This is a genomic window from candidate division TA06 bacterium (assembly GCA_016235665.1).
Lineage (GTDB): Bacteria > Edwardsbacteria > AC1 > AC1 > EtOH8 > UBA5202.
Map to the genome: position 1 here is coordinate 195,683 of JACRJI010000008.1, position 26,397 is coordinate 222,079.

Genomic DNA, 26,397 nt, shown 5'->3' on the forward strand with positions numbered 1-26,397 from the left:
CTCTCCGCAGCGGGGAGGGATTTAGGGAGGGGTCAACACAAAGCCCCGATGCTCTCGCATCGGGGCTTCTATCTATTCCACCGTCACACTCTTCGCCAAATTCCTCGGCTGGTCCACATTGCACCCCCTGGCCACCGCCATATGATAAGCCAGCAGCTGCAGCGGTACCACGTTAACTATCGGCCCAAAATAGCTGACCGTCCGGGGCACCCGGATCACGAACTCGGCTAGGCTGTCTATCTCGTGGTCGTCCTCGTTGGCTATGGCTATCACCCGGCCCTTGCGGGCCCGCACTTCCTGGATGTTGCTGATGACCTTGCTGTACAGGGCGTCCTTGGGAGCAACGACGACCACCGGCATGTTCTCGTCTATCAGGGCTATCGGCCCGTGCTTCATCTCGGCCGCTGGATATCCCTCGGCGTGGACGTAGGAGATCTCCTTTAACTTCAGCGCGCCTTCCAAAGCCGTCGGGAAATTGCTGCCCCGGCCCAGGTAGAGGAAGTTGCGGACGTTCTTGAATTCTTCGGCCAGCTGTTTTATCTGCTGGTCCAGCTCCAGCACTTTCTTGACCTTCTCCGGGATGGTGGCCAGTTCTCCGGCCAGCACCTTGCCCCGGGTCTGGCCCATGCCCTTGCGCCGGGCCAGCATGATGGAGATCAGCGCCAAACCTGCGATCTGCGAAGTAAAGGCCTTGGTCGATGCCACCCCGATCTCCGGCCCGGCATGGATGTAGATCCCGGCTTCGGTCTCTCTTGGAATGGTGCTGCCCACCACGTTCACTATTCCCAGCGCTGCCGCCCCCTTCTGTTTGGCCTCGCGCAGGGCGCCCAGAGTGTCGGCGGTCTCGCCGCTCTGGCTGATGACGAACAGCGCATCCTCCGGGCCGATCACCGGGCTGCGGTAGCGGAACTCCGAGGCGTAGTCCACCTCCACCGGGATCCGGGCCATCTGCTCCAGCATGTATTTTCCGGCCAGGGCCGCATGCCAGGAGGTGCCGCAGGCGGTGATGATGATCCTCCGGCAGTTCACCAGACGGTCGATCACCGAATGCAGGCCGCCCAGGTGGGCGTCGCCCTCCTCCGCCCGCAAACGCCCCCGCAGGCAGTTAAGGATGGATTCCGGCTGCTCGTATATCTCCTTGAGCATGAAATGGTCGTAGCCGCCCTTCTCGATCTGGGCCAGGGACAATGTGATCTGCTCCACCTGTTTTACCACTTCCTGGTCCCGGATGGTCTTGATGGCGCAGGCGTCCTTGGTGATGCAGGCGATCTCGTCGTCGTTAAGGTAGACCACCTGCCGGGTGTGCTCCACCAGGGCCGAGGCGTCGGAGGCGATGTAATTCTGGCCCTCGCCCAGTCCGATCACGATGGGGCTGCCGCGGCGGGCGGCGATTATCTTGTCGGGCTCATTCTGGGATATCACCAGGATCCCGAAGGTGCCCTCCACCTCCAGCAGGGCGTAGCGCACCGCGGTCAGCAGGTCGCCGGTCTTCTTCAGCATCTCCTCTATCAGGTGTACCAGCACCTCGGTGTCGGTGGCGGTCTTGATGAGGTGGCCGTCCTGCAGCAGTTTTTTCTTGATGGTGGCGTAGTTCTCGATGATCCCGTTGTGGATCAGGGCGATGGTTCCGCTGCAGTCCACATGGGGATGGGCGTTAAGGTCGCTGGGCTCGCCGTGGGTGGCCCACCGGGTATGGCCGATGCCCAGCCCGGAGTCCAGGTCCTGGCCCTGCAGCAAGTGTTCCAGATCGCTGACCTTGCCGGCCTTCTTCTTGACCGTCAGCCTGCCGTCCTTGATCAGGGCCGCCCCGGCCGAGTCGTAGCCCCGGTATTCCAGGCGTTTTAAGCCCTCCAGCAAGACCGGCAGGGCTTTGCCCCCGCCGATGTAACCTACTATTCCGCACATATTTTATTCCTTAAGCTTTCTGCTTTAAGCTGTCAGCTGTAAGCTTCACGTTTCACAATTCACGTTTCACGCTATTCACCAGTTCCCTGGCCGTCTTCCCGTCCTTAGCCTCGGCTATCACCCGCACTATCGGCTCGGTGCCCGAAGACCGGACATGCACCCAGGAATCCCGGAATATGACCTTCACCCCGTCGCTGGCATCAATCTTCTGCCCGGCATATTTCTTTTTTACCAAAGCCAGGAGTTTTGCAGGCTCTTTCACCTCCAGCGTTTCCTTGATCATGGCGTATGCCGGAAGTTTCCCGGCCAGTTGGCTGATGCTCTGGCCGCTTTGAGCCATCAGTTGAAGGATCAAAGCCATCCCGGCGGTGGCGTCGCGCCCGTAGTTCAGCTGCGGGATTATGATGCCGCCGTTGCCCTCTCCGCCTATCAAGGCCCGGCTCTTTTTCATGGCGCTTACCACGTTGGCCTCGCCGATGGCGGTTCGGATGACCTTGGCCCCGTATTGGCCTGCGGCATCCTCCACCATCCGGCTGGTGGAAAGGTTGGTCACCACCGGGCCTTTCTTGTTCTGCAGCATGAACATCACGGCCAGGGCCAGGGAATATTCCTCGCCCAAGGCCTTCCCATGGTCAGAGACGATGGACAACCGGTCCACGTCGGCGTCGGTGGCAAAGCCGATGTTGGCTTTGTGCCTTTTGACCGCGGCTTCCAGCGCTTTCAGGTTCTTGGCCTGGGGCTCGATGGGCCTGGGGAAATCGCCGTTGGTCTCGGGATAAAGCGATATCACCTGACAGCCCAGTTTCTTCAGCAGCGTTTCAAATATCGGGCCGCCGGCCCCGTGGCAGGTGTCGGTGACCACCTTGTATCTTTGTTTTTTTATCAGGGGAATATTCAGAAAAGGCAGGTCCAGTATCCTTTGGACATGGTCCTCGATGGCAGTCTGGTAGCGGAACGAGAAACCCAGATCATCAAAGCCCAAATATCTCTGCTGTTTGTCCTGGAAAAGCGAGATCACCTTCCGGCCCTGCGGTTGGCTCAGGAAGATCCCTTCGCCGGAGACGAACTTCAGGGCGTTCCACTGGGGCGGGTTGTGGCTGGCGGTGATGGCGATGCCGCCCCTGGCCCCCAGCTCCCGGACCATCAGCTGGACGGTGGGGGTGGGGACGATCCCGATCTTTATCACGTCGCAGCCGACAGACTGCAGAGCAGCTTCCACCGCCGATTCCAGCATCGGCCCGGAATGGCGGGAGTCGCGTCCCACCACGATCCGTCCCTGTCCGCAGAAGGTGCCGAAGGCCGCGGCGAAGCCGGAGACGTTCTCCGGGGTCAGGCTCTGGCCCACTACTCCCCGGATCCCGGCCACGCTGATCATCAATTTGTCATGAGAGGTCAAAATATACCGCCTGTTGTTTTATGTTTTTTTCATCACCAGGTAAGCCAGGGGAAACCTGCCGTCGATCTTTTCATCCTTGATGATCGTGAAACCGTTGTTTTGCAGAAAGACCTTAAGCCCGTCAACGCTCCATTTATTGACGACCCTGAAACCGCTCAAGGCCCCAGCCACACTGGCGATGATCCGGCTCTTCAAGTTTTCCCCCACGCAAAAGGTCGGGGCAATAAAGATCCCGCCGGGCTTCAATATCCTCCCGACCTCATTCACCGGCTTCTCCGGCTCATACAGCAGGTGCAGCAGGTTGGATGCGATCACTATGTCAAAAGAACCGTCGGGGATCTTCAGGCTGTAACAATCCTGGACATGAAAGTCAATGTTCCCGATGCCCAGATCTTTTTGCTTTTGCCGGGCAATACGGATCATCTCAGGCGATATATCCGAGGCGGTTATGGATGAGACTTTAGTGCAAAGAGCAAAAGACAGTATCCCGGTCCCGGTGCCGATCTCCAGCACAGTTTGGTCGTTTTGCAACTCGGTGCTTATCTTATCGAGAATGATGCCGTATGTCTTGCTGACCGTGTTCTTTATAAATGAGTCGTAGTTTCCGGCGAACTTATCCCAGAACCTGGTCTCTTTGATCTGTCTGCTGTTCATGCTGTCAATGCAGTCAAGTTGGTGATTGTGATTTGGGGCCTCTGCCCCCGTCATCACGGGGCGAGGTATAAGCCAAGCATGGAGCCGCTGACCCCGCCAGGGCGGGGCAAGGTATAAGCCAAGCATGGAGCCGCTGACCCCGCCAGGGCGGGGCAAGGTATAAGCCAAGCATGGAGCCGCTGACCGGAATCGAACCGGTGACCTACGCTTTACGAGAGCGTCGCTCTACCAACTGAGCTACAGCGGCCTGGAGGTGCTATCTTGTTGTGCTGGGCTTCCCTTGCGTCTCGTCCTGAGCTTGTCGAAGGAAGCTACAGCGGCTGAAACGATCCCACTAAATACACTAAAACACACCAAAATACACTAAGAAATGCTAATAATATTTTGTGCCTTTTAGTGGGCAGATATTTTCCTTTCATGCCTTAATTTTAACATCAAACCGGCCGTGATTGCAAATAAAATGATGCCCAAGCTGATCCACTGATTATTGGTCAAACCAAAGCTCCATTTTTGGGACTGCTCGTAGATACGGTACTGGTCGCTGACGAAACGCCATATCCCGTAAAACAAAAAGAGCAGACAGAGGGAAAAGCCGGGGAACTTTCTCCTGTTCCGCAGGGCCCACAGCAGGCCGAAGGCGGCAAAACCAAACAGGGCCTCGTAAAGTTGGGTGGGATGCACCGGGCAACCCGAAGCAAACCCAGCCGCGCCGTTGGCCGGGAAAGTGACCGCCCAGGGAAGACTGCTTGGTTTGCCGAAACAACAGCCGTTAAGAAAACAGCCGATCCTCCCCAGCCCCAGGCCCGCTGCAAACCCGGGCGCCGCAATGTCGGCGATGGTCCAGAATGACAGCTTCCGCACCCGGCAATAAATAACCGCTGTCAGGGTCCCCAAAATGAACCCGCCGTAAAAGGTCAGCCCCCCTTCCCACACCGCCAAAGCATGCCAGGGGTTTGAAGAGTACTCGTTCCAATGGGTGGCCACATACATCAGCCGGGAACCGATGACCGAGCCGGCCATGATGAACACGCCCAGGTCAACTATCAGGTTCTTGTCCAGCCCGAATTTCTTGGCCTGCAGTTCCATCAGCCAGATCCCGGCAAGAAAAGCCAGGGCCAGCATCAACCCGTAACTGTGCAGTGTCAGGGGCCCTATTTTAAAAATGTCTGGAAGCATCTATCTACAGTATTCAGTATTCAGTATTCAAAATTCAGTATTCAGTATTCAATATTCAGCATTCTGTATCAGTACTCGTACCGCCTCAGGCCGATGTTCAAAAGGATCCCGGTCATCACCAGCATGGTGATCAGGGAGGTTCCGCCGTAACTCAGGAACGGCAGGGGTATCCCGGTCACCGGCATGATCCCCAGGGTGACCCCGATGTTCAGGAAAACGTGGAACCCTATGATGGCGATGATCCCGATGGCGGTGAAGCTGGCGAACCGGTTGCGGGCCTGCCGGGCAATTGTCATCCCCCGGAACAAAAGCCAGAAGAAAAGCGACAGCACAACCAGGACCCCGATGAAGCCGAACTCCTCGGCGAAGGTGGAAAAGATGAAATCGGTATGCTGTTCCGGCAGGAAGGAAAGTTTTTTCTGGGTGCCTTGCAGAAAACCCTTGCCCAGCAGTCCGCCCGAGCCCACCGCTATCTTGGACTGCAATACGTGCCAGCCGGCCCCCTTGGGGTCCAGGTCGGGATTGATGAAGGTCAGCAGCCTTTTGCGCTGATACCCCTTGAGCCCGTACCAGACGGCCGGGGCCAGACTGCCGATCAGAATGTTGATCAGGAATATGGGCAGGGCGTACTTGAATTTGACCTTAAAGAACCAGAAGGCCAGGGCCATCAGCAGCATGAAACCTATCCAGCTGGGCATCGAGATCACGGCCACCATCGAGAGCACCGGCGAGACCATGAAAAAAAAGTTGCCGAAGGAAAGCCCCTGCCAGAACACCATGGTCAGAAAAAGCGCGGCGAACGACAGTGAGGTCCCCAGATCGGGCTCCACCAGCACCAGGGCCGCCGGCAGCAGCACTATGCCGACTGGAACCAGGAGTTTCCAGAATTTATCGAAGGAAAAATCGTGGGCCGAAAGCACCTTGGCCAGCACGAAGACCGTGGCCAGCTTGGCCAGTTCCGAGGGCTGGAACCTGACGAATCCGAAATTTATCCAGCGGTGGGCCTTCATCACCGGGGGGGCGAACAGCACCGCCACCAAAAGTATCATCGAAACTATATACAGAGGCCAGGCAAAGGCCTCGAAATAACGGAAGGGAACGGCGATGGTCACAGCCATCAGCAGCAGGCCCAGCCCCAGCGAGAAAAGCTGCTTTTGCCACAGCCCCAAAAGCTGGGGCTGGTCGATCTGGGTGGCGCTGTATATGGCCACGATGCCGATGGCGCACAGCGACAGGGCCGCCGCCACCAGCTGCAGGTCAAAATCGCGGGAGCCTAAAAATTTGATCTTCATTGTGTCCCCGCCGTTGTCTGGCCTGGTTGCGGGAGCAGGCCCCTTATTTCCAGATATCTATGCATGATCTTTCCGGCTATGGGAGCGGCGATCTCCGAACCGTGACCGGCGTTCTCCACCAGCACCGCCACCGTTATGGCCGGGTCATCCTGGGGGGCAAAACCCACGAACCAGGAATGGTCCTTGCCGTGGGGATTCTGGGCGGTCCCGGTCTTGCCGCAGACCCTCACCCCTTCTATCCGGGCGGCCCCCCCGGTGTGGCCGGGCTCGTTGACCGCCCCGTACAGCGCCTGTTTTATGACCGACACCGTGCTTTCAGAAAGAGGCAGCCTCCTTTTGCTGATGACCTCGCCGGTCATCACTTTTCCCGCATGATCCTCGACCTTTAAAAGCAGATGGGGCTGGCACCACACTCCCCCGTTGGCCAGGGCCGCGTATAGCGATGCCATCTGCAGCGGGGTGGCCATCACCTCGCCCTGGCCGATGGACATGTTGGCCGAATGTCCCACCGTCTTTGCGTATTTCCCCAGACGCTTCTGATACCAGGCATCATCCGGGATCAGACCGGAATTCTCTTGAGGGAGGTCGATTCCTGTCTCAGAGTTGAATCCCAGATCCTTAGCCCATTTGGCCATCCCGGTTATCTTAAGCAGCATTCCCAATTGATAGAAATAAACATCGCAGGAATTGACTATGGCCCCGTGCAGTTCCAGCGAGCCGTGTCCCCCCCTTTTCCAGCATTTAAATGCCCGGTTGCCTATCACCAGGCTGCCATGACAGGAGGCCTTCATCCTTGTTTCCGGAGTGATCAGCGATTCCTCCAGGGCCGCGGCGGCCGTGACCACCTTGAAGGTGGAGCCCGGCGGGTAAGCGCTGCGGATGGCCCGGTCCCACAAGGGGTAGCTGGGATCGTTGACCAGGCGGTTCCAGTCATCGGCCCGGATGCCGGCCGCAAAAAGGTTGGGATCGAAGTTGGGGCGGCTGACCAGGGCCAGCACCCGGCCGGTCCGGGGTTCTATGGCCACCGCCGCCCCGATCATGTCCCCGGTAAAAAGGCTTTCCGCCAGGGCCTCCAGACGCCAGTCGATGGTCAGGGTTATGTTGCTGCCGGGGTCGGGCTCTATCCTTTCGGCTTCGGACACCGTTCCCAGGTCGCGTCCCCTGGCGTCGACCTCGATGAAATCCCAGCCGTTGACCCCCTTCAGATAATTTTCGTATTTAAGCTCCAGTCCGCCCTTGCCGATGTAATCGCCGTAGCTGTAGCCCTGGTCCCGGTATTTGGCGTACTCGGACTGGCCCAGGGACGAGGTGTATCCCACCAGATGGCTTGCCAGGGGGCCGTATTCAACCTTGCGCAGTGATTCCACCTCCAGCCGCAAAGCCGGCAGGTTCAGAATATTCTCCTCGATCCGGGCCACCTGTTCGGGAGAAAGATCCTTGACCAGCACCACCGGGTCCTTGGGAAATATCCGGCGCTGGGAGATCACCGAGTTTTTCAGCAGCAGGCTGTCCAGCCCCAGCAGGGCGGCCGCCTTGCTGACCGAGGCCTGCCAGTCGTTAACGGTCACCAGCACCAGATCGAACCCAGGACGGCTCTGGGCTATCAGCACACCGCTGCAGTCAAAGACCAGTCCCCGGGGGGCCGGGATCATCAGCCTCCGCAGCCGGTTCTGCTGGGAAAGCCTGGCGTAATGTCCGTGCCTGACCACCTGCAGGTATCCGGCCCTGAACAGCAGGGCGGAAAAACCCAGGGCCAGCAATGCCAGAATGGAAAGGACCCTTTCCCTGCTTCCCAGTTCATTTGCCAAGGATGTATCCCCCGTTGAAAGGTTAGACCAGGCTCAATTTTGTTTTCCCGGGTCGGGGCAGGAAATGCTTCATCGGCGGCATCAATAGAGCGCCCAGCAGGACCGTGAACAGCGCACTGCCCAGGCCGAAACGGAGTAAAACCGAAAAGTATCCGCCCGGCCCCCCTCCGCCCCGGCCCCAATATTCAAAGAACTGCCGGACCAGGGTCAAAAGCCCGGCCACCAGCAGTTGGCTGGAAAGCTGGTCCTTGTAGAGCCTTTCCCGCAATGACCCGGCCCAGTATCCTGAAACCGCTCCGCTGAGGGTGAACAGGCCCATGGTGGACGGGTGGTAACAGTCGGCCATGAAGCCGGCCGTCACCCCGGTCAATATCCCCGGGCCGGTGCCCAGGGTCAGGGCCGTCAGCCCGATGATCATGGCGATGAAATCCGGCTGCAGCCTCCAGACCGACAAAAGTCCGGAAAGCGAGTACTGGACGAACACCGCCAGCCAGGCCAACAAAAACAGTTTTAAATTCCTCATTGCGGGGCTTTCTCCATCTGCAGCGGAGTGGTATCGGGAAGTTCTATCCTGAATTCCGGCGCCCGGATGATTATCTGAGGCTGGTATGATCTTTTCATTTTCCTGGCTCTGGCGGCCATGGTATCCGGGGCCGCCACCGGGGTCAGCAATGGCAGCGGCGGGTTCTGCCCGCCCCTGATCACCAGCACCTGATTGATGCGGTTAAGGTCCAGGGACGGCCGGACCTCCACGTCCAGCACCAGTTTTCTCTTGTCCACCCCCGCCTTCTCCACCACCCCCAGCATCAGTCCGTAGGGGAACACCCCGCCGTAGCCGGAGGATACTATGGTGTCGCCTACGGCCACATCGGCCCGCAGGGGAACCCGGTCGAACAGGCAGGACATTCCGGCCTGGGTCCGGAATATCCCCAGCACCCTGCTGCGCAAGTCAATTGCGCTGACCCTGGAATCCGGGCTGAACACGGTCTGAACCGCCGATTGGTTCTCATCCGCGCTGGAGATCAGGCCCACCAGGCCCAGGGTGGAGATCACCACCATTCCCGGTGAAAGGCTGTCTCCGGCGCCCTTGTCGATCAAAAGATCAGGACTGAGCAGCACCGGCTCCCTTCCCGCTATCTGGGCGGTAACCAGATTCCAGGAAGACAGCTGCTTGAGTTCCAACGCCTGGCGCAACCCGGCATTCTGCCGGGCCGCTTCCATCAGCGTAGAATGCTCCAGGCTGAGGCTGGCCAGTTGGTCCTTTAGAACGGCGTTCTCTTTCCAGCTGGCCAGCAGAGAGCGGGCCCGGGACAAAGGCCATTCCAGGGGAGCAAAGATAGTGCCCACCACTTTCTGCCCCAGCCACAGTTTGGCGCCCTGGGGCAGGATCATCAGGGTGATTGACAGAATGACTGCGGCTCCTAGCGAGGCCCAGTCGGTCTTTTTAAGAAATCTGAAGTTTAACAGCCGCATGTATGTTCAGTATTTTATGAACTCTTTAGCCACAAAAGCTTGCACTGAGCAGAGCCGAAGTGGCATAAAGGGCACAAATAAGCTTAATTGAAAAATATGAGACTAATTATCCCTTTCTTTATGGGAAGGACTGGGAACCCTCATTGGCCGCTGATAAACGCAGATTATTATCCATACGATCAGCGTTAATCCGCGTCCGGAAAAATATTATTTGTTCTTATTCCTTGCGGCTCTGCATCAGCACCTTTTCATAATCGGCCGGGGACTCCAGCACCTTGCCGGCGCCCAGCACGATGCATTGCTGGGTTTCCACCGCCAGTTTGATCGGCAGGTTGGTCTCCTCCCGCAGCAGGGCGTCCAGGCCCTTCAGCAGGGATCCTCCCCCGGTCATGGTAATCCCGGCGTCCACGATGTCGGCCGCCAGTTCCGGCGGGGTCTGCTCCAGCGCTTTCTTGACCGCCAGCACGATCTGTGACACCGGCTCGCGCAAGGCCTCGCGGATCTCCTCGCTCTTGATCTTGATGGCCCGGGGGATGCCCTGCACCACGTCCCGGCCCTTGACCTCCATCTCCTTGCTTTCCTCCACCGGGAAGGCCGAGCCGATCCTGATCTTGATCTCCTCGGCGGTCTGCTCCCCGATCAGAAGGTTGTGGGTCTTGCGCAGATATTCCAGGATGGCCTCGTCCATCTCGTCGCCGGCTATCCGGATGGAGGTGTTGCGGACGATGCCGGAAAGGGCAATCACCGCAATCTCGGTGGTGCCGCCGCCGATGTCGATCACCATGCTGCCCATGGCCGAATCCACTGGCAGGCCCACCCCGATGGCGGCGGCGATGGGCTCGGCGATCAAAAAGACCTCGCGGGCCCCGGCGTGCTCGGCCGAGTCGCGCACCGCGCGCTTCTCCACCTCGGTGATGCCCGAGGGAACGCAGATGATCACCCGGGGCCGGATCAGGGTCCGGCGCTTTTGGGCCATCTTGAAGAAGGCCCTGATCATCTCCTCGCAGATCTCAAAGTCGGCGATCACCCCGTCCTTCATGGGCCGGATGGCCCGGATCTCGTCGGGGGTGCGGCCCAGCATCTTCTTGGCCTCGTTGCCCACTGCGATCGGCATCCCGGTCTTCTTTTCGATGGCCACCACCGAAGGCTGGTTCAGCACGATTCCCTTGCCGGCCACGTAGACCAGGGTGCTGGCGGTTCCCAGATCCATGGCCATGTCGTGGGAGATCACGGATCCGAAGATGTCGCTTAGTATGTCCCTGAGGTCAGGCAGTTTTATCATTATTCCTCCAATTGGATGGTATGTTCAAAGTATTAAAGTATCAAAGTAGAATCAGTAGTAAAGTGAGAATCGAGCAAAGCGCAAATGTATATGGCAGGCCTCACCGGAGGCCTTGATGGATACTAGCGATAGTCTTTAGGCTATCGCAGCAGGAAGAATCAGCTCCCGGTGCTCTCGTAAGCCTTGACCCCCTGTTTCCAAGTGAACATCCCCAGCCCAAAGAAGATCAGGCCGATGGCCGGGGTCAGCCAGGCGTAGATCCCGTATCCCTTGCGGCCCAGCACCTGCACCGCCGGATAAAAGGCGGTAAAGGCGTAGGGAATGATCCAGCACAAAATGAACCTTAACTTGGGATCGTAGATGGTGACCGGGTAGCCGGAGAAATTCTGCATCAGGTGAAGCACCGAGACCAGGCTGCCCCGGTCGTTGAACCAGAAGGTGGCGCTGATAACGGCGGTGAATATCCCCAGATAGATCAGGCAGGCCGACACCACCATTCCCAGGATCATCAGGTGCTGCAGAAAGGAAAGGGATATTTTCAGGTGGTGCAGGGAATAGGCCATGATCATCAGTCCCACCAGGATGTTGGAGATCTCCTCAAAGTGCACCCGCTCGATGATCACCTGAAAGAAGCTGTCCAGGGGCCGCAGCAGCACCCGGTCGAACCAGCCCTCCACGATGTAGCGCTCGCTCACTTCGAACAGGTTGGAGAAGAACAAAAAGAACAGGCCTAGGGTCAGCTGGGAGAATCCGTAGATGTAGAATATCTCGTAGCGGTACCAGCCTTTTAGGTGCGGCACCTTGCCGAACAGGGCGGCCACGAAAAGCACCCCGATCATCTGGGTCATGAAATTGGCTATGAACCCGGCCCAAAAGTCCTCGCGGTAGGCCAGCCGGGACTTGAGCGAGTTGGAAACGTTGGCCCAGGCCAGGTTTATGTAGAATATAATTCGTCGCATCTAATGATCAAAATTCAGATATATTACCAAATCAGGGTGTCAATTGGATTTAGTTTAAAACACATTATTGCGCTGATTGCCAATATTAAAAAAATCACAATATAGCCAAATACTTTTCTAAATATGCCATGCGAAGATCTAACGATTCTGAAACCGAAAAAACTCAGTATCAATGTTGACCATAGACCCATTGCTGAAAACAGTCTCGGAATTTTGTAAAATAGCGTTCCATAAAGTGGGTTATATATATCATAGGGTTTTGCAAACAAACACATAAATGATAATATTAGTATAGCTATGTAAAGCGTAAAGAAACTGAAATAAGGTATCGTTTTTCGGTAAAAAATACAAGATAACGTACAGATACTAATCGTTAATAACGAAATAAAATTTATAAATAAACTGACAATATACTGCATATTACCGAAAAGCATTTTAGTGTTCAAAAAATGCAATGTTAAACAAAGAAATACAATACCAATAATGAAATAAAGTTTCTTTGACAAAGTGTGATTCATTACCCCCCCTGTATCTCCAGCCTCCTGATCCCATAGTGCCACAGCAGCTGCCCGGCGGCGTAGATGATGATGATCCACATTATCTGCAGCAGCACCCCCTGGTGGACGCGGGACAGCGGTTCCATGCCCAGGTAGATCCGGAGCGGCGCGTAGGCGATGTACTTGAAGGGCAGCCAGAACAGGGCCTTTTGGACCCAGCCCGGGAAAAAAGTGATGGGGATCATCACCCCGGAGAAGACCTCCACCAGCAGCTGCTTGAAGCGGAACACCCCCTCGTTGTTGCGGGTGAAGAAGGCCACCAGCCCGGTCAGATAGCTGATGCCGGCGTGCAGGAAGAAGCTTAAGACCATGCTCAGGGGAAAAAGATACGGCCCCAGCTTGCCCGAAGGCAGCTGGACCGGGAACAGCAGCGAAGCCACCACTATGATGGGCAGGGTCATGAAGATGAACATGAACACGGCCCGGCCGAAGGAGCGGAAATAGTGGTAGAGCTGGAAATTGGTGGGTTTCAGCAGGTCCATCACTATCGATCCGTCCTTGACCGCGTCCCCGATCATCCGGTCTATCCGATTGGCAAAAAAGGTCCGGGCCGACCAGCCGATCACCACGTAGGTCATCATCTGCTCCATGGTGAACCCGGCTATCACCTGCCGGCCGGAATAGACCGCCTTCCACAGGAAATAGTTGAGGGCGATGATCAGCAGATAGGAGACAAAGCTGGCCAGCACCTGAAAGCGGTAGGCCAGGTAGGTAATGTAGCCCAGCCGCATGAACTGCCAGTATTTGGCGGACCGCATCCTCATTGGACCTTCCGCCCCTCATAGACCTTGCGCACGATCTCCTCGATCGGCGGCTCCTCCAGCCCGATATCGCGGACGTCCAGGCTGGACAGCAGCAGGTGCATCAGCTGGGCGACGTTCACCTGGCTGCGGTTGAAGCTGATCTCCCAGTGGTAGGCGTCGGTGGACTGCAGGTCCAGGGGAAAGTCCTTAAGCAGGTCGGCCAGCCCCGACAGCTTTACCGGGAAGATGGTCTCCAGCAGCAGCCGGCGGCTGGCGTCCACCCCGTCCTTGAGGGCCTTCAATTCCCCGTCGTAGATGATCTTTCCGGCGTCTATCATCAGCACCCGGCTGCACAGTTCCTCGATGTCGGACATGTCGTGGGTGGTCAGGATGACGGTGGTGCCGTACTCCTGGTTGATCTCTTTGATGAATTCCCGGATGTTGGCCTTGACCGCCACGTCCAGCCCGATGGTGGGCTCGTCCAGAAAGACTATCCTGGGATTGTGAAGCAGCGAGGCCGCCAGATCGCAGCGCATCCGCTGGCCCAGGGAAAGCTTGCGCACCGGGACCTCCAGCAGTTCCTTCAGTCCCAGCACCCGGTCAAATTTCTCCAGCCGGGCCTTGTAATCGGACACCGGGATCTCGTAGATCTTTTGCAGCAGGTTGAAGGACTCCATCACCGCGATGTCCCACCACAGCTGGGTACGCTGGCCGAAGACCACCCCGATCTGCTTGACGTGCTGGTAGCGCTGCTTGTAGGGGATAAGCCCTTGGACCCGCACCCGGCCCGAGCTGGGCACCAGGATCCCGGTCAGGATCTTGATGGTGGTGGATTTTCCCGCGCCGTTGGGGCCGATGTAGCCCACGATCTCCCCAGCATCAATGGAAAAGTTGACCTGGTTCACGGCGTGAACGGTCTCGTATTTTCGGGCCCAAAGATCCTTGAAAGCCCCCGTCAGACCGGGCCTCCGGCGGTAGCGTTTGAAATCCTTGACCAGGTTATTTACTTCGATGATCGGCATAAACTCATTTAAGGCAGAATAATAAAGAAAAAATCAAGATCCCAAATCATAAACAAATAATAATGTTCAAACACTAAAATCAGTTTAAAGTTTTGTGATTTTTATATTTGAGATTGTTTAGTTTTTAAGAATTAGGGCTTAGAATTTATGAAATTTATGGCATTTTATTCAAACTTGTATTTTATCACAAGTCCTAAATACTGTCAATGCAATAAATTAAGCTATCAAAAATAATTATGTAAAAAATAAAGAACGAAGCTAATACTTCGTTCTTTTTAACGCGTTTAGAGCAATCCATGTGTTTTTTTATACTTTTATTCCCCAAACTATCATCCGCGACAGGGCTTTGAGCGGGATCTTGGCAAAATCCTCCAAAACGGAGTCTATCAGCTTCCCAGCCTCCGGCCCCCAGCGTTTTATATAGGCGGACCGCCGCTCCTCCAGGGTCTTGGACATGATTCCGACATAACCCGGGGTGTCGGGGACATCCAGACCTGACGACCGGATGTCTTTCAGTCCCAGCTTTCCCAGAAGAGCAATGTAATCCTCCAGCAGATGCAGGCCCCAGCAGGCTTTCCCTTCCAAAGCCGCCAGTTGGACGTTCATCCGCTCCATCCTCCCCTCTGCCGACTGGGTTTCCACGTCGGCAAAGCCGTCCCTGATCTTATCGTAGACCACGAACACCCCGCCCGGGGCCAGCACCCGGATGCAGTCGGCCAGGGCTTTGGCCACGTCGCCGTCCTGGCTGACGAAGTCGTGCAGGGCCATCCGGGAGATCACCAGCCCGGCTGATCCGTCCGGCAGGGGCAGGCTGGTGGAATCAGACTGCAGCACTTCCAGCCGAAGGTCCTTGAACCGTTCCTTAAGCTTGGCGGCCGTGGTATCCAGCCGCTCCACCGCGTACAGCTTCCCGGTGATCTTGATGTATTTCTGCAGCAGTTCGTCGGTGAAATCTCCCATGCCCGCCCCCAGCTCCACCGCCGGCAGGACGAGCTTATCGAACAACGGCTTGAGCGACTTCTGCTCCTCGAGCTCCAGGGCTTCTTCCTTTAGAAAGTACTGCCGGGACTCGTCTTCGGAGATCCCTGCCTCCTTGGCAAAAGCGATTATCTCTTCCTGCTTGATCATAGTATCCTTTCATTGGCCATGAATTCGTTGTATTCTGCGGTTATTTCAAAACCCAGTTTTTGGTAGCATCTGATGGCATCCGCGTTGTCGGTCTTTACATTGAGCCCGATGATATCAACCGTCTTCAGCAGGTTCCGGCACAAGGCCGCCGTGACAATGGTTCCCAGCCCTTGGCCCCGGAACTCAGGCAAAGTGGCGATGTTCCCCAATGCCACCACTTTGTATTTCGGAGAATAGACATGGATCCCGGCGATGCTGGTCAAACGGCCTTTCTGCCGGAGGCCGAAATACTGCCCGGTCTCCAGCATCCGTGCGTCGAACCAGTTGCCGGGATAGGCGGAAGCGTAGAAGTCCAGAATCTCATCTTTGTCCCTGGCGTCAAGTTGAATGGCGCCGGTGCTGTCGATATCACCCAATTTGCTGCTGCCGGTCAAGGTCATTTTATAATGGGTGCCGTGTGGTTCTATCAAAAATCTGTCTTCCATGGAGCTTTCCAGACCCGGAGTCAAATGGCAATAGAACCTTTTAGGGATTTTATCCTTAAGTTCATCAAGCAGCCCCGGCATTGCAGCAGAACCGGAATCATCCAATGCCAGCAGCACCGGGAGTTCTGTGCCTGTATACAAGAGCGCCAGGGCACTGATCATTCCCTTCTGTTCCAAGGCGTACCAGGCAGTATAGGGAAAAAAGAAATCATCCAGGTCGCCTAGCTCGTACAGGTGCAGGACGGTGTTTTGGCGCAGGAATGACTCGATGACAGCTTTATCTTTTAAAATAACCATAAAATATTTTCCGGACGCTGATGAACGCTGATATTACCTTTTAATTTGTCAAAAGATCAGTTCAATCTGCGTTTATCGCTCGACTGAGCGTTAGCCGAAGTCTGCGCCCCATTTAAGGCAGCGTGTTTCTCATTCAGTTTCTTCACTTCCCTCAATATCATCACCGCGGTTATGGACGCCGCAGTAATATCGGCGATCGGCCCGGACAGCCAGATCCCGTCCATCTTCAGCAGCGGAGGCAGCAGCAGCACCAGGGGGATCAGCACGATCACCTGGCGCAGAAGGTTGAGGAACATGGCGATCTTTGCCTTGCCGATGGCCTGGAAGAAATTGGAGCTGACCACCTGGAAGCCCACCACCGGGAAGGCCGCCAGCAGAAGCCGCATCCCCCGGACCCCGATGGCCATCAGCGCCGGATCGCTGCGGTTGAACAGCCCGATGATCGCCCCGGGGAACAGCTGCACCGCCAGAAAGCCGGCCGAGGTGATGGAGGTTCCTGCGATTACAGCTATCTTGAGGGTCCGTTTGACCCGGTCGTATTGCTGGGCCCCGTAGTTGAAGCCGATGATGGGCTGGGAGGCCAGGTTGATGGCCACCACGCAGAACACCACCATCATGGATATGCTGCCGATGATGCCCACGGCCCCCACCGCCCGGTCCCCGCCGTACTTGATCAGCTGGATGCTGAACAGGGCATTGATGACGCTGCCGGCCAGCTGCATGGCGAAGGGCGCCATTCCGATGGAGAAGATGCCCAGCACGATGCTTTTCTCCAGCCTCAGGTTCGGCCATTTAAGCCGCAGGAACCCGTCCTTCCTAAGGAAATGCGACTGCACCCAAAGGCTGGACATGGCCATCGACAGCACGGTGGCGATGGCCGCGCCCCTGACCCCCATCTTGAAGACAAAAATGAACAGCGGATCCAGCAGGGCGTTGGCCGCCGCCCCCAGGATCATGGTGTACATGGCCGTTTTGGCGTTCCCCTCGGCCCGGATCAGATTGTTCATGCCGAAGCCGGTGACCTCGAAGATATTCCCCCACAGGATGATGGTGATGTAGTCCCGGGCGTAGCCCAGGGTGTCAGGCCCGGCCCCGAACAGCGCCAGGATCCGGTCGCGGAACAGCAGGCCCAGGCTGGTCATGGAAACAGCCACCAGCACCATCAGGGTGAAGGCGTTGCCCAGTATCTTCTCGGCCGCGGGCTTGTTCTGCTGCCCCAACCGGATGGAGACCAGCGATGAGGCCCCCATGCCCACCAGCATCCCAAAGGCCATGGCGATGATCATGATTGGAAAGGTGACGGTCAGTCCGGCCAGGGCCAGCGAGCCCACCCCCCGCCCGATGTAGATGCGGTTGACCACGTTGTACAGGGCGTTGGTCAGCACCCCGACGATGGCCGGGACGAAGTATTTCCACAGCAGTTTTCCTACCGGGGTATGGCCCAGTTCCTGGGTGCGGTCCAAATGATTTCTCCTGAATAGTTCATTACCATTGCCCGCAAAATATGCGAAAACCACTAAAATATTTTGGCGTCTTTTCGCAGGTTTGGCGGACCGAAACAAAGTGGTGCGGGCAGTGATACCCGCACCGTAAAATGTATTATAACCGAATAAAATTTTATATTCAAGCCATGTCTTTTTACTTTTTATATGTTTTTGTCTGCATTAGCAAAGTATCATATTTTTGATTAAACATGTTTAAAGATTCACCCGGATTGCTTTCAATTTTTTATAGGGTTTTTCACTTCTGGGCTATGGCAAAATCAAGAATAGTCAGCTAAAAAAACTAAATCTCAAAAGTCTTCCATTCAGGCCAAGCTAATTCATCATACCTCAAGCCGCTCGAAACTCTTCTTTGTGATCTCGGACTTCACCTTCCCGGTATGTTCTATCCCGGCCGGCTCGAACAGCATCAGCTTCACCAGCCCCTTGGGAACCACCCGGTGCTCGGTGCCCCGCTTTACGATATACATCTCCCCCTTTTGCAGTGTCGCACTGCCGCCCTTCTCCTGGACCTCCAGCTCCCCGTCCATCACCAGGAACATCTCGTCCTCGTTCTCGTGGGTGTGCCACGGCACCTTGTCGCCCTGACATTTCACCACCATCACCAGCTGTCCGTTAAGCTCGCCTATTATCTTGGGCGAAAAGGTATCCTGGAACATTTCGAAACATTTTTCCAGATTTATCGCTTTTGGCATATTTTGCTCCTTTAAAGGTTTGTTTATTAGATTCTGTCGTAAACAACGTTGGGTAAAAGTTTCAGGATGATAGCAATAATGCTCCACCGTTTTGTTATATAAGCCACTTTCTTTTTTCCCTTTATGGCGTGGAATATCTGCTGGGCCGCTTTATCTACCGAAGCCACCCAAAATTGTCCTTCGCCCTTGGCCATGGAGGTGTCCACAAAACCAGGCCGGATGTCGCTTACGTAAATGGGCTTTTTCAACCTGGCCGCTTTCTGCCGCAGGGCTTCCAGATAGTTGATCTGGTAGGCTTTGGTGGCGCCGTAAGAAGGTGCCTGCCTGCTTCCGCGGATCCCGGCAATGGAGCTAATCGCCGCCAAGTGTCCCGATCCTTGACCTTCGAAATATCTAAAGGCCCAGTCGGCGATGCCGGTGAATCCGGTCACATTCGTTTCGATGGTCCTTTTCTCTATGGCAAAATCGAGATCGTCGTTCAGGTCGCCCGTGCCGGAACTTATGACCAGCAAGTCCAGCCCACCCAGTTCCGCCGCCAGTTCTTCCAGCAGTTGGATCGTGTTTATAGTATCGGTCACATCAATGACTTTTGCAAAATACCTCTCCGGCGTTTCGCTTTTAAGCTTTTCCAGCAACTCTTTTCGCCTGCCGGTTATTCCGACCAGATAATTGTTTTTAGCCAGAATTTCTGCCAGACCTTTCCCGATTCCGGAGGTTGCTCCAATTATTACCGCTTTTTTCATTTGTTATAATTCGTAAAAATTTGTATGTGTTATCGACCGATTTTTAATATACTAACTATACACCCCGCTCTGATATAAAATCAAGAATATTTTATAAAAAATAAACCCGAACGGTTTCCCATCCGGGCTAAAGATCCAACCCCCTTCAAAAGTATTATATATTCTATCCTCAGTGCAGGTCTTACTCCCCTTCTCCTATAAAGAGAAGGGGACGGGGAATGAGTTACTTCACCCTCACTATATTGTCCTCCCGGTTGCGGTCTATTAAAACCAGATGCGGGTCTATCCCGGCTTTGGCCGGCTGGCCGTCTACCGTAATCTGGAAGGTTGCCGGGCTGGCGGCTATCTTATGTTTTTTTAGATACAGCTCCCCGCCCTTTTCGTCCATCACTCCAAGATAGATATAATCATTTACCGGAATCTCGGTCTGGTTGCCGATGCTGTCGGCCCGGAATTTTTTGGTTTCAACGCTCAGGGTCACCTGGTATTTTCCGTCTTCCAGCTTTTGGATTTCGGCGGATACTGCCTTATTTTCGAAGATGGTGATGGTTTCAAATAAGTCTTCTATCAGATATTTTAAACTGTCAGGGGCTGCGGCCCTAAGTTCTTCCACCATCTCTTTTGAAGTGACAAAGCTGTCCCGCCGGGAGCCAAACCTTTTGACGATGTTTCCCAAAGCGTTGTTGACCTTGTCCTTCCCGATGTACTCCTGCAGGGCATACAGCGCCAGGCCGCCCTTCTGATAGGCCAGATAGCTCTGTCCGTCCAGGCTCCTAAGCAACGGCCGCTCGCCCTTGGTATCCCGCTTGCGCCTCCGCAGATAAATGTCCATCTCCTCCTTCAGAAAGTCGCGCGACATCTTTTTGCCGTATTCCTTTTCCAGACACATCACCCACACATATTGGCAGACGTTCTCGGTGGGCAGGTATAGTCCCTCGGCATAGGCAGGGCATACGAAGTAGGCCCACCACTGATGGCCCAGCTCATGGGCCGCAATGCCGAACACCCGGTCGGGCCGGTCCGGCTTGTCCAGATTGCTGACGAACCCGGCGCTCTCCCGCCAGATGAACACAGTGGGCTGGGACCGGGCCCCGCCCTCCTCCAGGTAATCGGGGATCTCCACAATCCGCTGGGCCTTATAAGGAAACGGGGAGAAGGCGCTATTGCACATGTCCAACCCGGCTTTGACGCCGTTTATCATCCGCTTGGCATTGTAGGCATGTTTTGGATCATGATAGATCTCGATGGCCACCCCGGCATGAGACTCACGCATCACCTGGTAACGACCCGAGGCGATGATGAACTCATCGTGAATGGGAATGTCGGATTTATAGAGGTAATGGTTACGGCCTCCTTCCTGCCATTGTCTTGCCAGATCGCCGTTGGAGACCACTTTCTGATCTCCGCTGGTTGATATCTCGGCCTCATAGGTGACCATCAGGTTGCCACTGTAGGGGATCGTAGGATCGGCCTTTTCCAAGGTTGGCACCGGGCTATTCTCCGGCAGGCCGTATTTTTTGCGGTCGTAGCGGTCCTTCAGCACCAGCTCCTTGTTGAACCCGATGCCGGGAAAATATTTGGCGTTGCCTCCGGCACCTGAGAAGATCAGACAACTGCCGTTGGCCGCCAGCTCGTCCTTGGGATTATTATCGGTGAAACCCTTGGCCTCGGCCACCAGATCGAAATCAAGTTTTATGGAATCGCCGGGCCGCAACGGCGTTTGCAGTTTGTAAATATGAAAGCCCATCTCCTCAGGTCCCATGACCAGTTGGGCCGGCTTGTCGAAGCTGAGGCTATTTATGCCGCTTATGTATTTATCGAACAGGTTGAGGTATATTTCAGGAATGACGTTTGCCGTTTGATTTACCAGCAGATAGCTGCCTTTTAGAAATACTTTTCGTTGTTTAGGATAGAGATCGATTTTCAGACTCACCTCCCTGGTGCCCGGCTGGGGGACATCCTGGTACTGGCCGAATCTTTTCTCATAGACGGACTGTTCCTTTTTCTGGTCGTCCTGGGACTGGTATTTGTTCAGAATGTGCCGGTTGTAGTATATGAACCATCCGGTGCCCAAAAACATGAGCGATAAAATCACCATCCCAGAGACATGCAGGGGCTTCATATTCTGCTTGGCCAGGCGCAGCCGGTGTTTAAGCGAGGTTTCGTTGCCGTGCCGCCATAAAAGAGAGGTGACCAGCAGCATCAGCGCCGCCAGCAGCAGCCAGTAAAAGGTGTACCACAGTATCGTCTGGCCGTAATGCCCGAAACCGTTGAGGTTGGAGTAAACATACTTGGGTATGTGCCCGTAGCGGAATATGGGCGAGGCCGACTTGAACGTCTCATACAGGGCCATGTCGCCCAAAAACCAGGCAGTGGAAATGAAAAAACCGACATACTTGTTGGGCGAAAGATTCTGGATGAAGACTACCAGCACCGCCATCAGCCCGAATTTCACGAACTCGATCCCGAACAGCCCTTTCAGGTACAGCACCGGCTCGATGTCGTAGAAACCCAGACTAAGCTGCACGCCGACGCCCACCAGCATCGAAAGCAGCACATAGAAGAACTGGATGGACAGCAATGCCGTCAACTTGGAGCCCAGCCTGGCCCAGTGCGGCACCGGCATGGTATCGTAGAACTCGTGCGACCGGCTGTCCCTTTCCCGCCATACGATAAACCCGCCGAACAGAATGGTGATGGGTATCATGTATATCCAGATATGGCTGGTGTACTGCAGGAAAAACGAAGTAAAGGGATAGACCTCATAATTGGCCTCATTGACGTTTCCGATAAAATTCGTCAGTATCTCGCCCATGGCCATAAAAGTAAGGATGATGAAGGCAGGATGCAGGGCTGTCCGTTTGAATTCCCGGCCGGCCAGTCCCAAAAACTGAGACCAATGTACGGCCAAAGAATGCTGCGGCTTGGATTCGGCCAACGGTTTTAAGGTTTTGATCTCGCCCGTCTCCAAAGGGGCTTCATCCGATTTAAGCAATTGCTTCCTGCCTTCCAGCACCGATACCAGTTTAAACCTCTTCCAAGTGAAGAACATTAATGCGGCGGCAAAAAACAGCCACAGGCCGCGGTTCAAAAGCAACCGATAATCAAGGGGCATGGTATTGGCGTTCATTTCGGCCACTGTCCAGAATTTGGTCAATTCGTTCAGGGCGGAAATACCAAAGGGGTCTGCCAGTATTTTTGCTGTGATAGCTTGCATTTTGGCAAAAGCGATGGAGGACAGCACATAGGCTATAAAAAATACCACTCCGGCCACGTAGGTATTAACCATCTTGCGGGTCAGGCTGGCCAGTGAGAAGAATACGCTGCCGGCCAGTATCAGATTGGGCAGTACTATCACCAGCAAAGGCAGCAGAAAAGACCAGATGCTCCATGGTCCCAAATAACCTTCGGGCAGCTGCATTCCTCCTATAAAAAGCCCGGGGATTATCCCTAAAAAGGCCAGCAGGTTGGCCGCCAGTCCGCCTAAAAATCGCCCTGCCAGATACTGGAACTTGGTCACCGGTGCAGTAAAGAAGAACTCGTGAACCCCGGCGCTGAAATCCTTGGCCACAGCCCGGCCCACCATGATCATAGTGAACAGTATCCCTGCCAGTGTATAGCTCCCTAATAGTCTGGCGATTATTATCGGTGCGTTGTGCCATTCCCGCCCGAAGGTGATATACAAAAAAGTCACACCCGGCCTGGTTTCGGCGATGAATTTGGCAGTGCCTAACGCCAGCAGTCCGGCAAAGATATAAAACACCGGACTTTTAAGCTGATCTTTCAGCTCTTTTATAAATATCTTCCACATCATAGCCGACTACCTTTTAAGAGTGTGGAAATAGACATCCTCCAGACCGGCTGGTTGGGGGATAAAACCATCCCCCGGATCGCCGGCATTGTGGATGCGAATTAAAGTCCTGCCGGCAAACAGTCGCGATGACAGCAGATCATATTTATTCTGGTATTCGGGTATCTCCGATTTTGGTATCTCCTTCTCCCAGACCTTTCCCTCTAATGCAGCAATGGCATCCAGCGTCCTGGCTTGCAGCACTATCCGCCCCTTATCGATGATGGCCAGACTGGGGCAGAGGTCGGAGACGTCGTCTACGATATGAGTGGATAGTATGACCACCTTGTCCTGTCCTATCTCGCTTAAAAGGTTGTGGAACCGCACCCGCTCGGCCGGATCCAGCCCGGCGGTAGGCTCGTCCACAATTATCAGCTGCGGATTTCCCAGCAGCACCAGGGCGATGCCGAACCTCTGTTTCATGCCGCCGGAAAAAGTCCCCAGTTTCTGCTTTCTTTGCTCCCACAGGTTGACCCTTTTTAAAAGTTCATCCACCTTGCCCCGCCGGGCCTTTTTAGCTTTGATGCCCTTGAGCAATATGAAATGATCCAGCATAGATTCGGCTGTTTCCTTGGGATAAAAGTCGAATGTTTGGGGCAGGTAGCCCAGTGTTTTTTTGACCTCCATTTTTTCTTTCAGCACATCTATTTCACCGAAATAAACTTGTCCGGTATCCGGTTCCTGGAGGGTGGCGATGGTGCGCATCAGGGTGGTCTTGCCGGCTCCGTTGGGACCCAAAAGGCCAAACATGCCGGTGGGTATCTCCACCGAAACGTTGTTCAAGGCCGTCACTCCGTTGGAATATTTCTTGGTGAGATTGCTGATTATTAGGTTCATGGAAGTGCTCTCCTAAAAATTATTGGAAGGATAATAAATGGAAGTAGTTAATGTTCCAACCGGTTATTATTAAGATTACGCACCGGCCCTGCCATTTGTTTCAAGTTTTTTGCTCTTAAAAGACTAAAACCCGAATGGTTTTCCATTCGGGCTCAAGTGATTTTTATATTGTTAAACATCCATTTTCTTCGTCTTATAATCGCTCCATACCTTTCCTGCCTTTTCCTCAGCCCACTTCTTCAGCCCCATCTTCTTTATCAGGCACAGATTATAAACCTTCAGGTTTTGGGGCAGCATATTGGCCCTATCAGCAAACGGCTGGAGCAGTTCGCAGGGGAAATCCCCACACTCGCTGCAGTTATGCAAACCATGGTCTTCGGCGCAGCTGTAGATTCGGCATTGCCCGTTCTCTCCTATCAGACAGCACTTGCCCTCCGGAAATATTTTGTTCTGGTCGGCCAGAAAAGCTTTCCCTTTCCTGGCTCGGCAGCCATCGCAAGATGACTTTTCCAGGTCCATTCCGATCCTTTGCGAGATCTGTTGCCTTATCGCTTGGTTGGAACTGGCCTTGAATACGATGCACTCGAAACAGGCTATTCCGCAAGGCGCAGTCATATTCTTATGATCCATCTATTCTCCTTTAGTAATTTTTGAATGTTTTATCACATTAAAAAAGCGATGGATTGGTCATTACTTCTCTATCCACTCGATGGCCCGCCGCAGCTCAAACTCATGATTGGGCGGAAAGGCATGCCCCAGCCGGGCGTAGACATTGAAACTGGCGGTTACCCCCGACATGATGAACGATCTTATGGCCTCCAGATTGGACTTGATCATGGCCTCAGATTCCAGCTCCCCGAACATGATATAGACTTTAAGGTTATTCTCCCGGCTGCGGGGCAGGAACTGGTCCAGCGAAGAATCGTACATCCCAGCCATGGGGATGATGCCCTTGAAAAGAGCAGCATTCTTGGTGCCGATATAATAAGCAGTGGTGGCTCCCTGGGAAAAGCCCATCAGTATTAGCTTTGAAGGATCTATCTTGTATTGGGCCTGGGCATTTTTTATGGCGGCCAGCACCCTCTGTTCGGCCGTGTCCCGGTCGCCCCAGCTGTATCCGTCCCTCCCCGCCGGTTCATGACCGTAGGGGGCCAGCACTATGTAACCCATCTGCTGCGGAACGCCGGCCAGGGCCTGCATGATGTTGTTGGGATCGCTGCCGTAGCCGTGCAGGGCCACCAGCAGGCCGTAGGTCTTGGCGGTATCCATATCCTGGGGCAGCCCGATGACAGGGTTATCCATTTTGTTTTTCAATTCAGCAGCAAGCATTTGAGCCCGGGCCAGGATCTTTCTGTATTGTTTGGTGCTGCGGATATTATTCAGGTCCTGGTCCTGATCAAATTTGTAATAACCCAGGTCCACCGCCTTTTCCAGCCATCTAATGGCCTCGGCCTGGTTGTTCAAAAGGCTGTAACAGCAGGCCGTGTTATAGACTGCCGCCGTATAGCCGGGATAATGCCTTAATGCTGAAATGTAACCCTGGGCCGCTTTTTGATAATCCTTAGCCTGATAATCCTGGGCGGCCAGTTTCAGGTAGTAGTTGGCCGAATCGGCGTTCTGGGCAATGCTGGGCGAAGACATAAGAAGCAACAGCAGCAGTGGTAACAGGAGTTTAAAGTGTCTCATTTTGAACCATCCGTTTTGAATATTTGAGATTTTATGTTATGTTTACTCAACAACCTTTGGAAACAAAATACTCAACCGGTGCCAGCCCCGTAAGTCGCGTTAAAACGATCAGTGAGCATCGCAGTTGATGGCGGTTAAAAGCTTGTCTGCGCCTGTTTGAGGGCTTAGCCAAAGCCCGAGTTCAGACAAGCCCGCCAGCAACGAGAAGCGCAGCGCGGGCCCGCTGAAGCCTTGCTTGCCCGCCGAAGCTTTGCGTAGGCAGGGCGTAAGCGTGGCCCGGAGAGTTTTAAGCGACGAGCTTTTTCTTTTGGTTCTTTTTCTGGGAGCCTGCCCTGAGCAAGGCAACCTGCCTTGCAAACGAAAGGGGCGGCACAAAAAGAAAAGAACATACAGGCATTTAAAGTATTTTAATACATCTTCTCCCCGCAGTCAAACAAAAAAGCGGCCTGTTTTAACAGGCCGCTTTTTAAAGGTAACTTACTTTTTCTCCGCCGGTTCGGCTTCCTTAAGACAGGCATTAAGCTCTACCACCAGCTGGCCGGCGTCCAATCCGTGGGTGATAGCCCCCTGTTCCACCGTTTCCCGGTAGGCCACGCTGCAGCCCACGCAGAAAAGACCGTGCGAATAGAATACCTTGATGGTCTTGGGGTGCTGGTTGACCACCTCCATGATGGTCATTTCCTTGGTGATCTGGTCCATAAAGCAGTCAGTTTATTTCTGCTTCTTCATCTGCTTGCCGCAGCACTCCTTGGGAACCTTGGAGGTCTTGCCGCAGTCATCGCACTTGTAGTCCATCTTGCTTCCGCACCCGCAACAATTGCACATTTTAAGTCGCTCCTTGTTTATTGAGTTTTGTTTTTTGGCCGTTTGTTTTCAAAGATAAGTAATTATCACTCTAAAAAAGCTA

At 54.6% G+C, this 26,397-nt stretch carries 22 protein-coding genes and 1 tRNA gene; all 23 read right to left on the reverse strand.

The genetic code is table 11. From position 1 onward, the window contains the following. Positions 1-72: 72 nt before the first annotated feature. The 23 genes from glmS to HZA73_03665 all read right to left on the reverse strand — a co-directional run bounded on the left by glmS (position 73) and on the right by HZA73_03665 (position 26,189). Positions 73-1,905, reverse strand: a complete 1,833-nt coding sequence (gene glmS, locus HZA73_03555) for a glutamine--fructose-6-phosphate transaminase (isomerizing) (GenBank protein ID MBI5805100.1) — start codon at positions 1,903-1,905, stop codon at positions 73-75. A 52-nt stretch (positions 1,906-1,957) separates the two neighbouring features. Next, on the reverse strand, positions 1,958-3,280 hold the full coding sequence (gene glmM / locus HZA73_03560; GenBank protein ID MBI5805101.1) for a phosphoglucosamine mutase: 1,323 nt from the start codon (positions 3,278-3,280) through the stop codon (positions 1,958-1,960). 39 nt (positions 3,281-3,319) lie between these two features. After that, a complete protein-coding gene (locus HZA73_03565) occupies positions 3,320-3,955 on the reverse strand; it encodes a class I SAM-dependent methyltransferase (GenBank protein MBI5805102.1) in 636 nt (211 codons plus the stop codon). Positions 3,956-4,126: 171 nt separating this feature from the next. Continuing rightward, positions 4,127-4,202, reverse strand: a tRNA-Thr gene (locus tag HZA73_03570). Positions 4,203-4,348: 146 nt separating this feature from the next. After that, the gene (gene lgt, locus HZA73_03575; GenBank protein ID MBI5805103.1) at positions 4,349-5,131 is read right to left on the reverse strand and encodes a prolipoprotein diacylglyceryl transferase; all 783 of its coding nucleotides are present in this window, start codon (positions 5,129-5,131) and stop codon (positions 4,349-4,351) included. Between the two features lie 68 nt (positions 5,132-5,199). Beyond that, a complete protein-coding gene (rodA, locus tag HZA73_03580; GenBank protein ID MBI5805104.1) occupies positions 5,200-6,423 on the reverse strand; it encodes a rod shape-determining protein RodA in 1,224 nt (407 codons plus the stop codon). Beyond that, entirely contained in the window at positions 6,420-8,231 is a 1,812-nt protein-coding gene (gene mrdA, locus HZA73_03585) for a penicillin-binding protein 2 (GenBank protein MBI5805105.1), read from the reverse strand. The genes rodA and mrdA overlap by 4 nt, the downstream gene beginning before the upstream one ends. A 22-nt stretch (positions 8,232-8,253) precedes the next feature. Continuing rightward, complete coding sequence (gene mreD / locus HZA73_03590) at positions 8,254-8,754, reverse strand: rod shape-determining protein MreD (protein ID MBI5805106.1); 501 nt, start codon at positions 8,752-8,754, stop codon at positions 8,254-8,256. Continuing rightward, entirely contained in the window at positions 8,751-9,704 is a 954-nt protein-coding gene (mreC, locus tag HZA73_03595; GenBank protein ID MBI5805107.1) for a rod shape-determining protein MreC, read from the reverse strand. The genes mreD and mreC overlap by 4 nt, the downstream gene beginning before the upstream one ends. A 217-nt stretch (positions 9,705-9,921) precedes the next feature. Next, positions 9,922-10,986: a rod shape-determining protein gene (locus HZA73_03600; protein ID MBI5805108.1), complete on the reverse strand. Its 1,065-nt coding sequence runs from the start codon at positions 10,984-10,986 to the stop codon at positions 9,922-9,924. Positions 10,987-11,144: 158 nt separating this feature from the next. Then, positions 11,145-11,945 (reverse strand): ABC-2 family transporter protein, encoded by an 801-nt coding sequence (locus tag HZA73_03605; protein MBI5805109.1) that lies wholly within the window; start codon positions 11,943-11,945, stop codon positions 11,145-11,147. A gap of 517 nt (positions 11,946-12,462) precedes the next feature. Continuing rightward, a complete protein-coding gene (locus tag HZA73_03610) occupies positions 12,463-13,266 on the reverse strand; it encodes an ABC-2 family transporter protein (GenBank protein ID MBI5805110.1) in 804 nt (267 codons plus the stop codon). Further along, a complete protein-coding gene (locus HZA73_03615) occupies positions 13,263-14,267 on the reverse strand; it encodes an ATP-binding cassette domain-containing protein (GenBank protein ID MBI5805111.1) in 1,005 nt (334 codons plus the stop codon). The genes HZA73_03610 and HZA73_03615 overlap by 4 nt, the downstream gene beginning before the upstream one ends. Before the next feature lie 306 nt (positions 14,268-14,573). Continuing rightward, entirely contained in the window at positions 14,574-15,395 is an 822-nt protein-coding gene (locus tag HZA73_03620; protein MBI5805112.1) for a class I SAM-dependent methyltransferase, read from the reverse strand. Continuing rightward, positions 15,392-16,177: a GNAT family N-acetyltransferase gene (locus HZA73_03625; protein MBI5805113.1), complete on the reverse strand. Its 786-nt coding sequence runs from the start codon at positions 16,175-16,177 to the stop codon at positions 15,392-15,394. Before HZA73_03625 ends, HZA73_03620 begins: the two co-directional genes overlap by 4 nt. A gap of 56 nt (positions 16,178-16,233) precedes the next feature. Then, a complete protein-coding gene (locus HZA73_03630; protein MBI5805114.1) occupies positions 16,234-17,640 on the reverse strand; it encodes an MATE family efflux transporter in 1,407 nt (468 codons plus the stop codon). A gap of 362 nt (positions 17,641-18,002) precedes the next feature. Continuing rightward, positions 18,003-18,374: a cupin domain-containing protein gene (locus HZA73_03635; GenBank protein ID MBI5805115.1), complete on the reverse strand. Its 372-nt coding sequence runs from the start codon at positions 18,372-18,374 to the stop codon at positions 18,003-18,005. A 26-nt stretch (positions 18,375-18,400) separates the two neighbouring features. Beyond that, positions 18,401-19,117, reverse strand: a complete 717-nt coding sequence (locus HZA73_03640) for an SDR family NAD(P)-dependent oxidoreductase (protein MBI5805116.1) — start codon at positions 19,115-19,117, stop codon at positions 18,401-18,403. Positions 19,118-19,340: 223 nt separating this feature from the next. After that, positions 19,341-22,931, reverse strand: a complete 3,591-nt coding sequence (locus tag HZA73_03645) for a hypothetical protein (protein MBI5805117.1) — start codon at positions 22,929-22,931, stop codon at positions 19,341-19,343. A 6-nt stretch (positions 22,932-22,937) separates the two neighbouring features. Next, positions 22,938-23,804 (reverse strand): ABC transporter ATP-binding protein, encoded by an 867-nt coding sequence (locus HZA73_03650; protein ID MBI5805118.1) that lies wholly within the window; start codon positions 23,802-23,804, stop codon positions 22,938-22,940. A 171-nt stretch (positions 23,805-23,975) separates the two neighbouring features. Beyond that, on the reverse strand, positions 23,976-24,434 hold the full coding sequence (locus HZA73_03655; protein ID MBI5805119.1) for a DUF3795 domain-containing protein: 459 nt from the start codon (positions 24,432-24,434) through the stop codon (positions 23,976-23,978). Positions 24,435-24,494: 60 nt separating this feature from the next. Continuing rightward, positions 24,495-25,490, reverse strand: a complete 996-nt coding sequence (locus HZA73_03660; protein ID MBI5805120.1) for a dienelactone hydrolase family protein — start codon at positions 25,488-25,490, stop codon at positions 24,495-24,497. A 477-nt stretch (positions 25,491-25,967) separates the two neighbouring features. Next, complete coding sequence (locus HZA73_03665) at positions 25,968-26,189, reverse strand: DUF1858 domain-containing protein (GenBank protein ID MBI5805121.1); 222 nt, start codon at positions 26,187-26,189, stop codon at positions 25,968-25,970. Between the last annotated feature and the right edge of the window lie 208 nt (positions 26,190-26,397).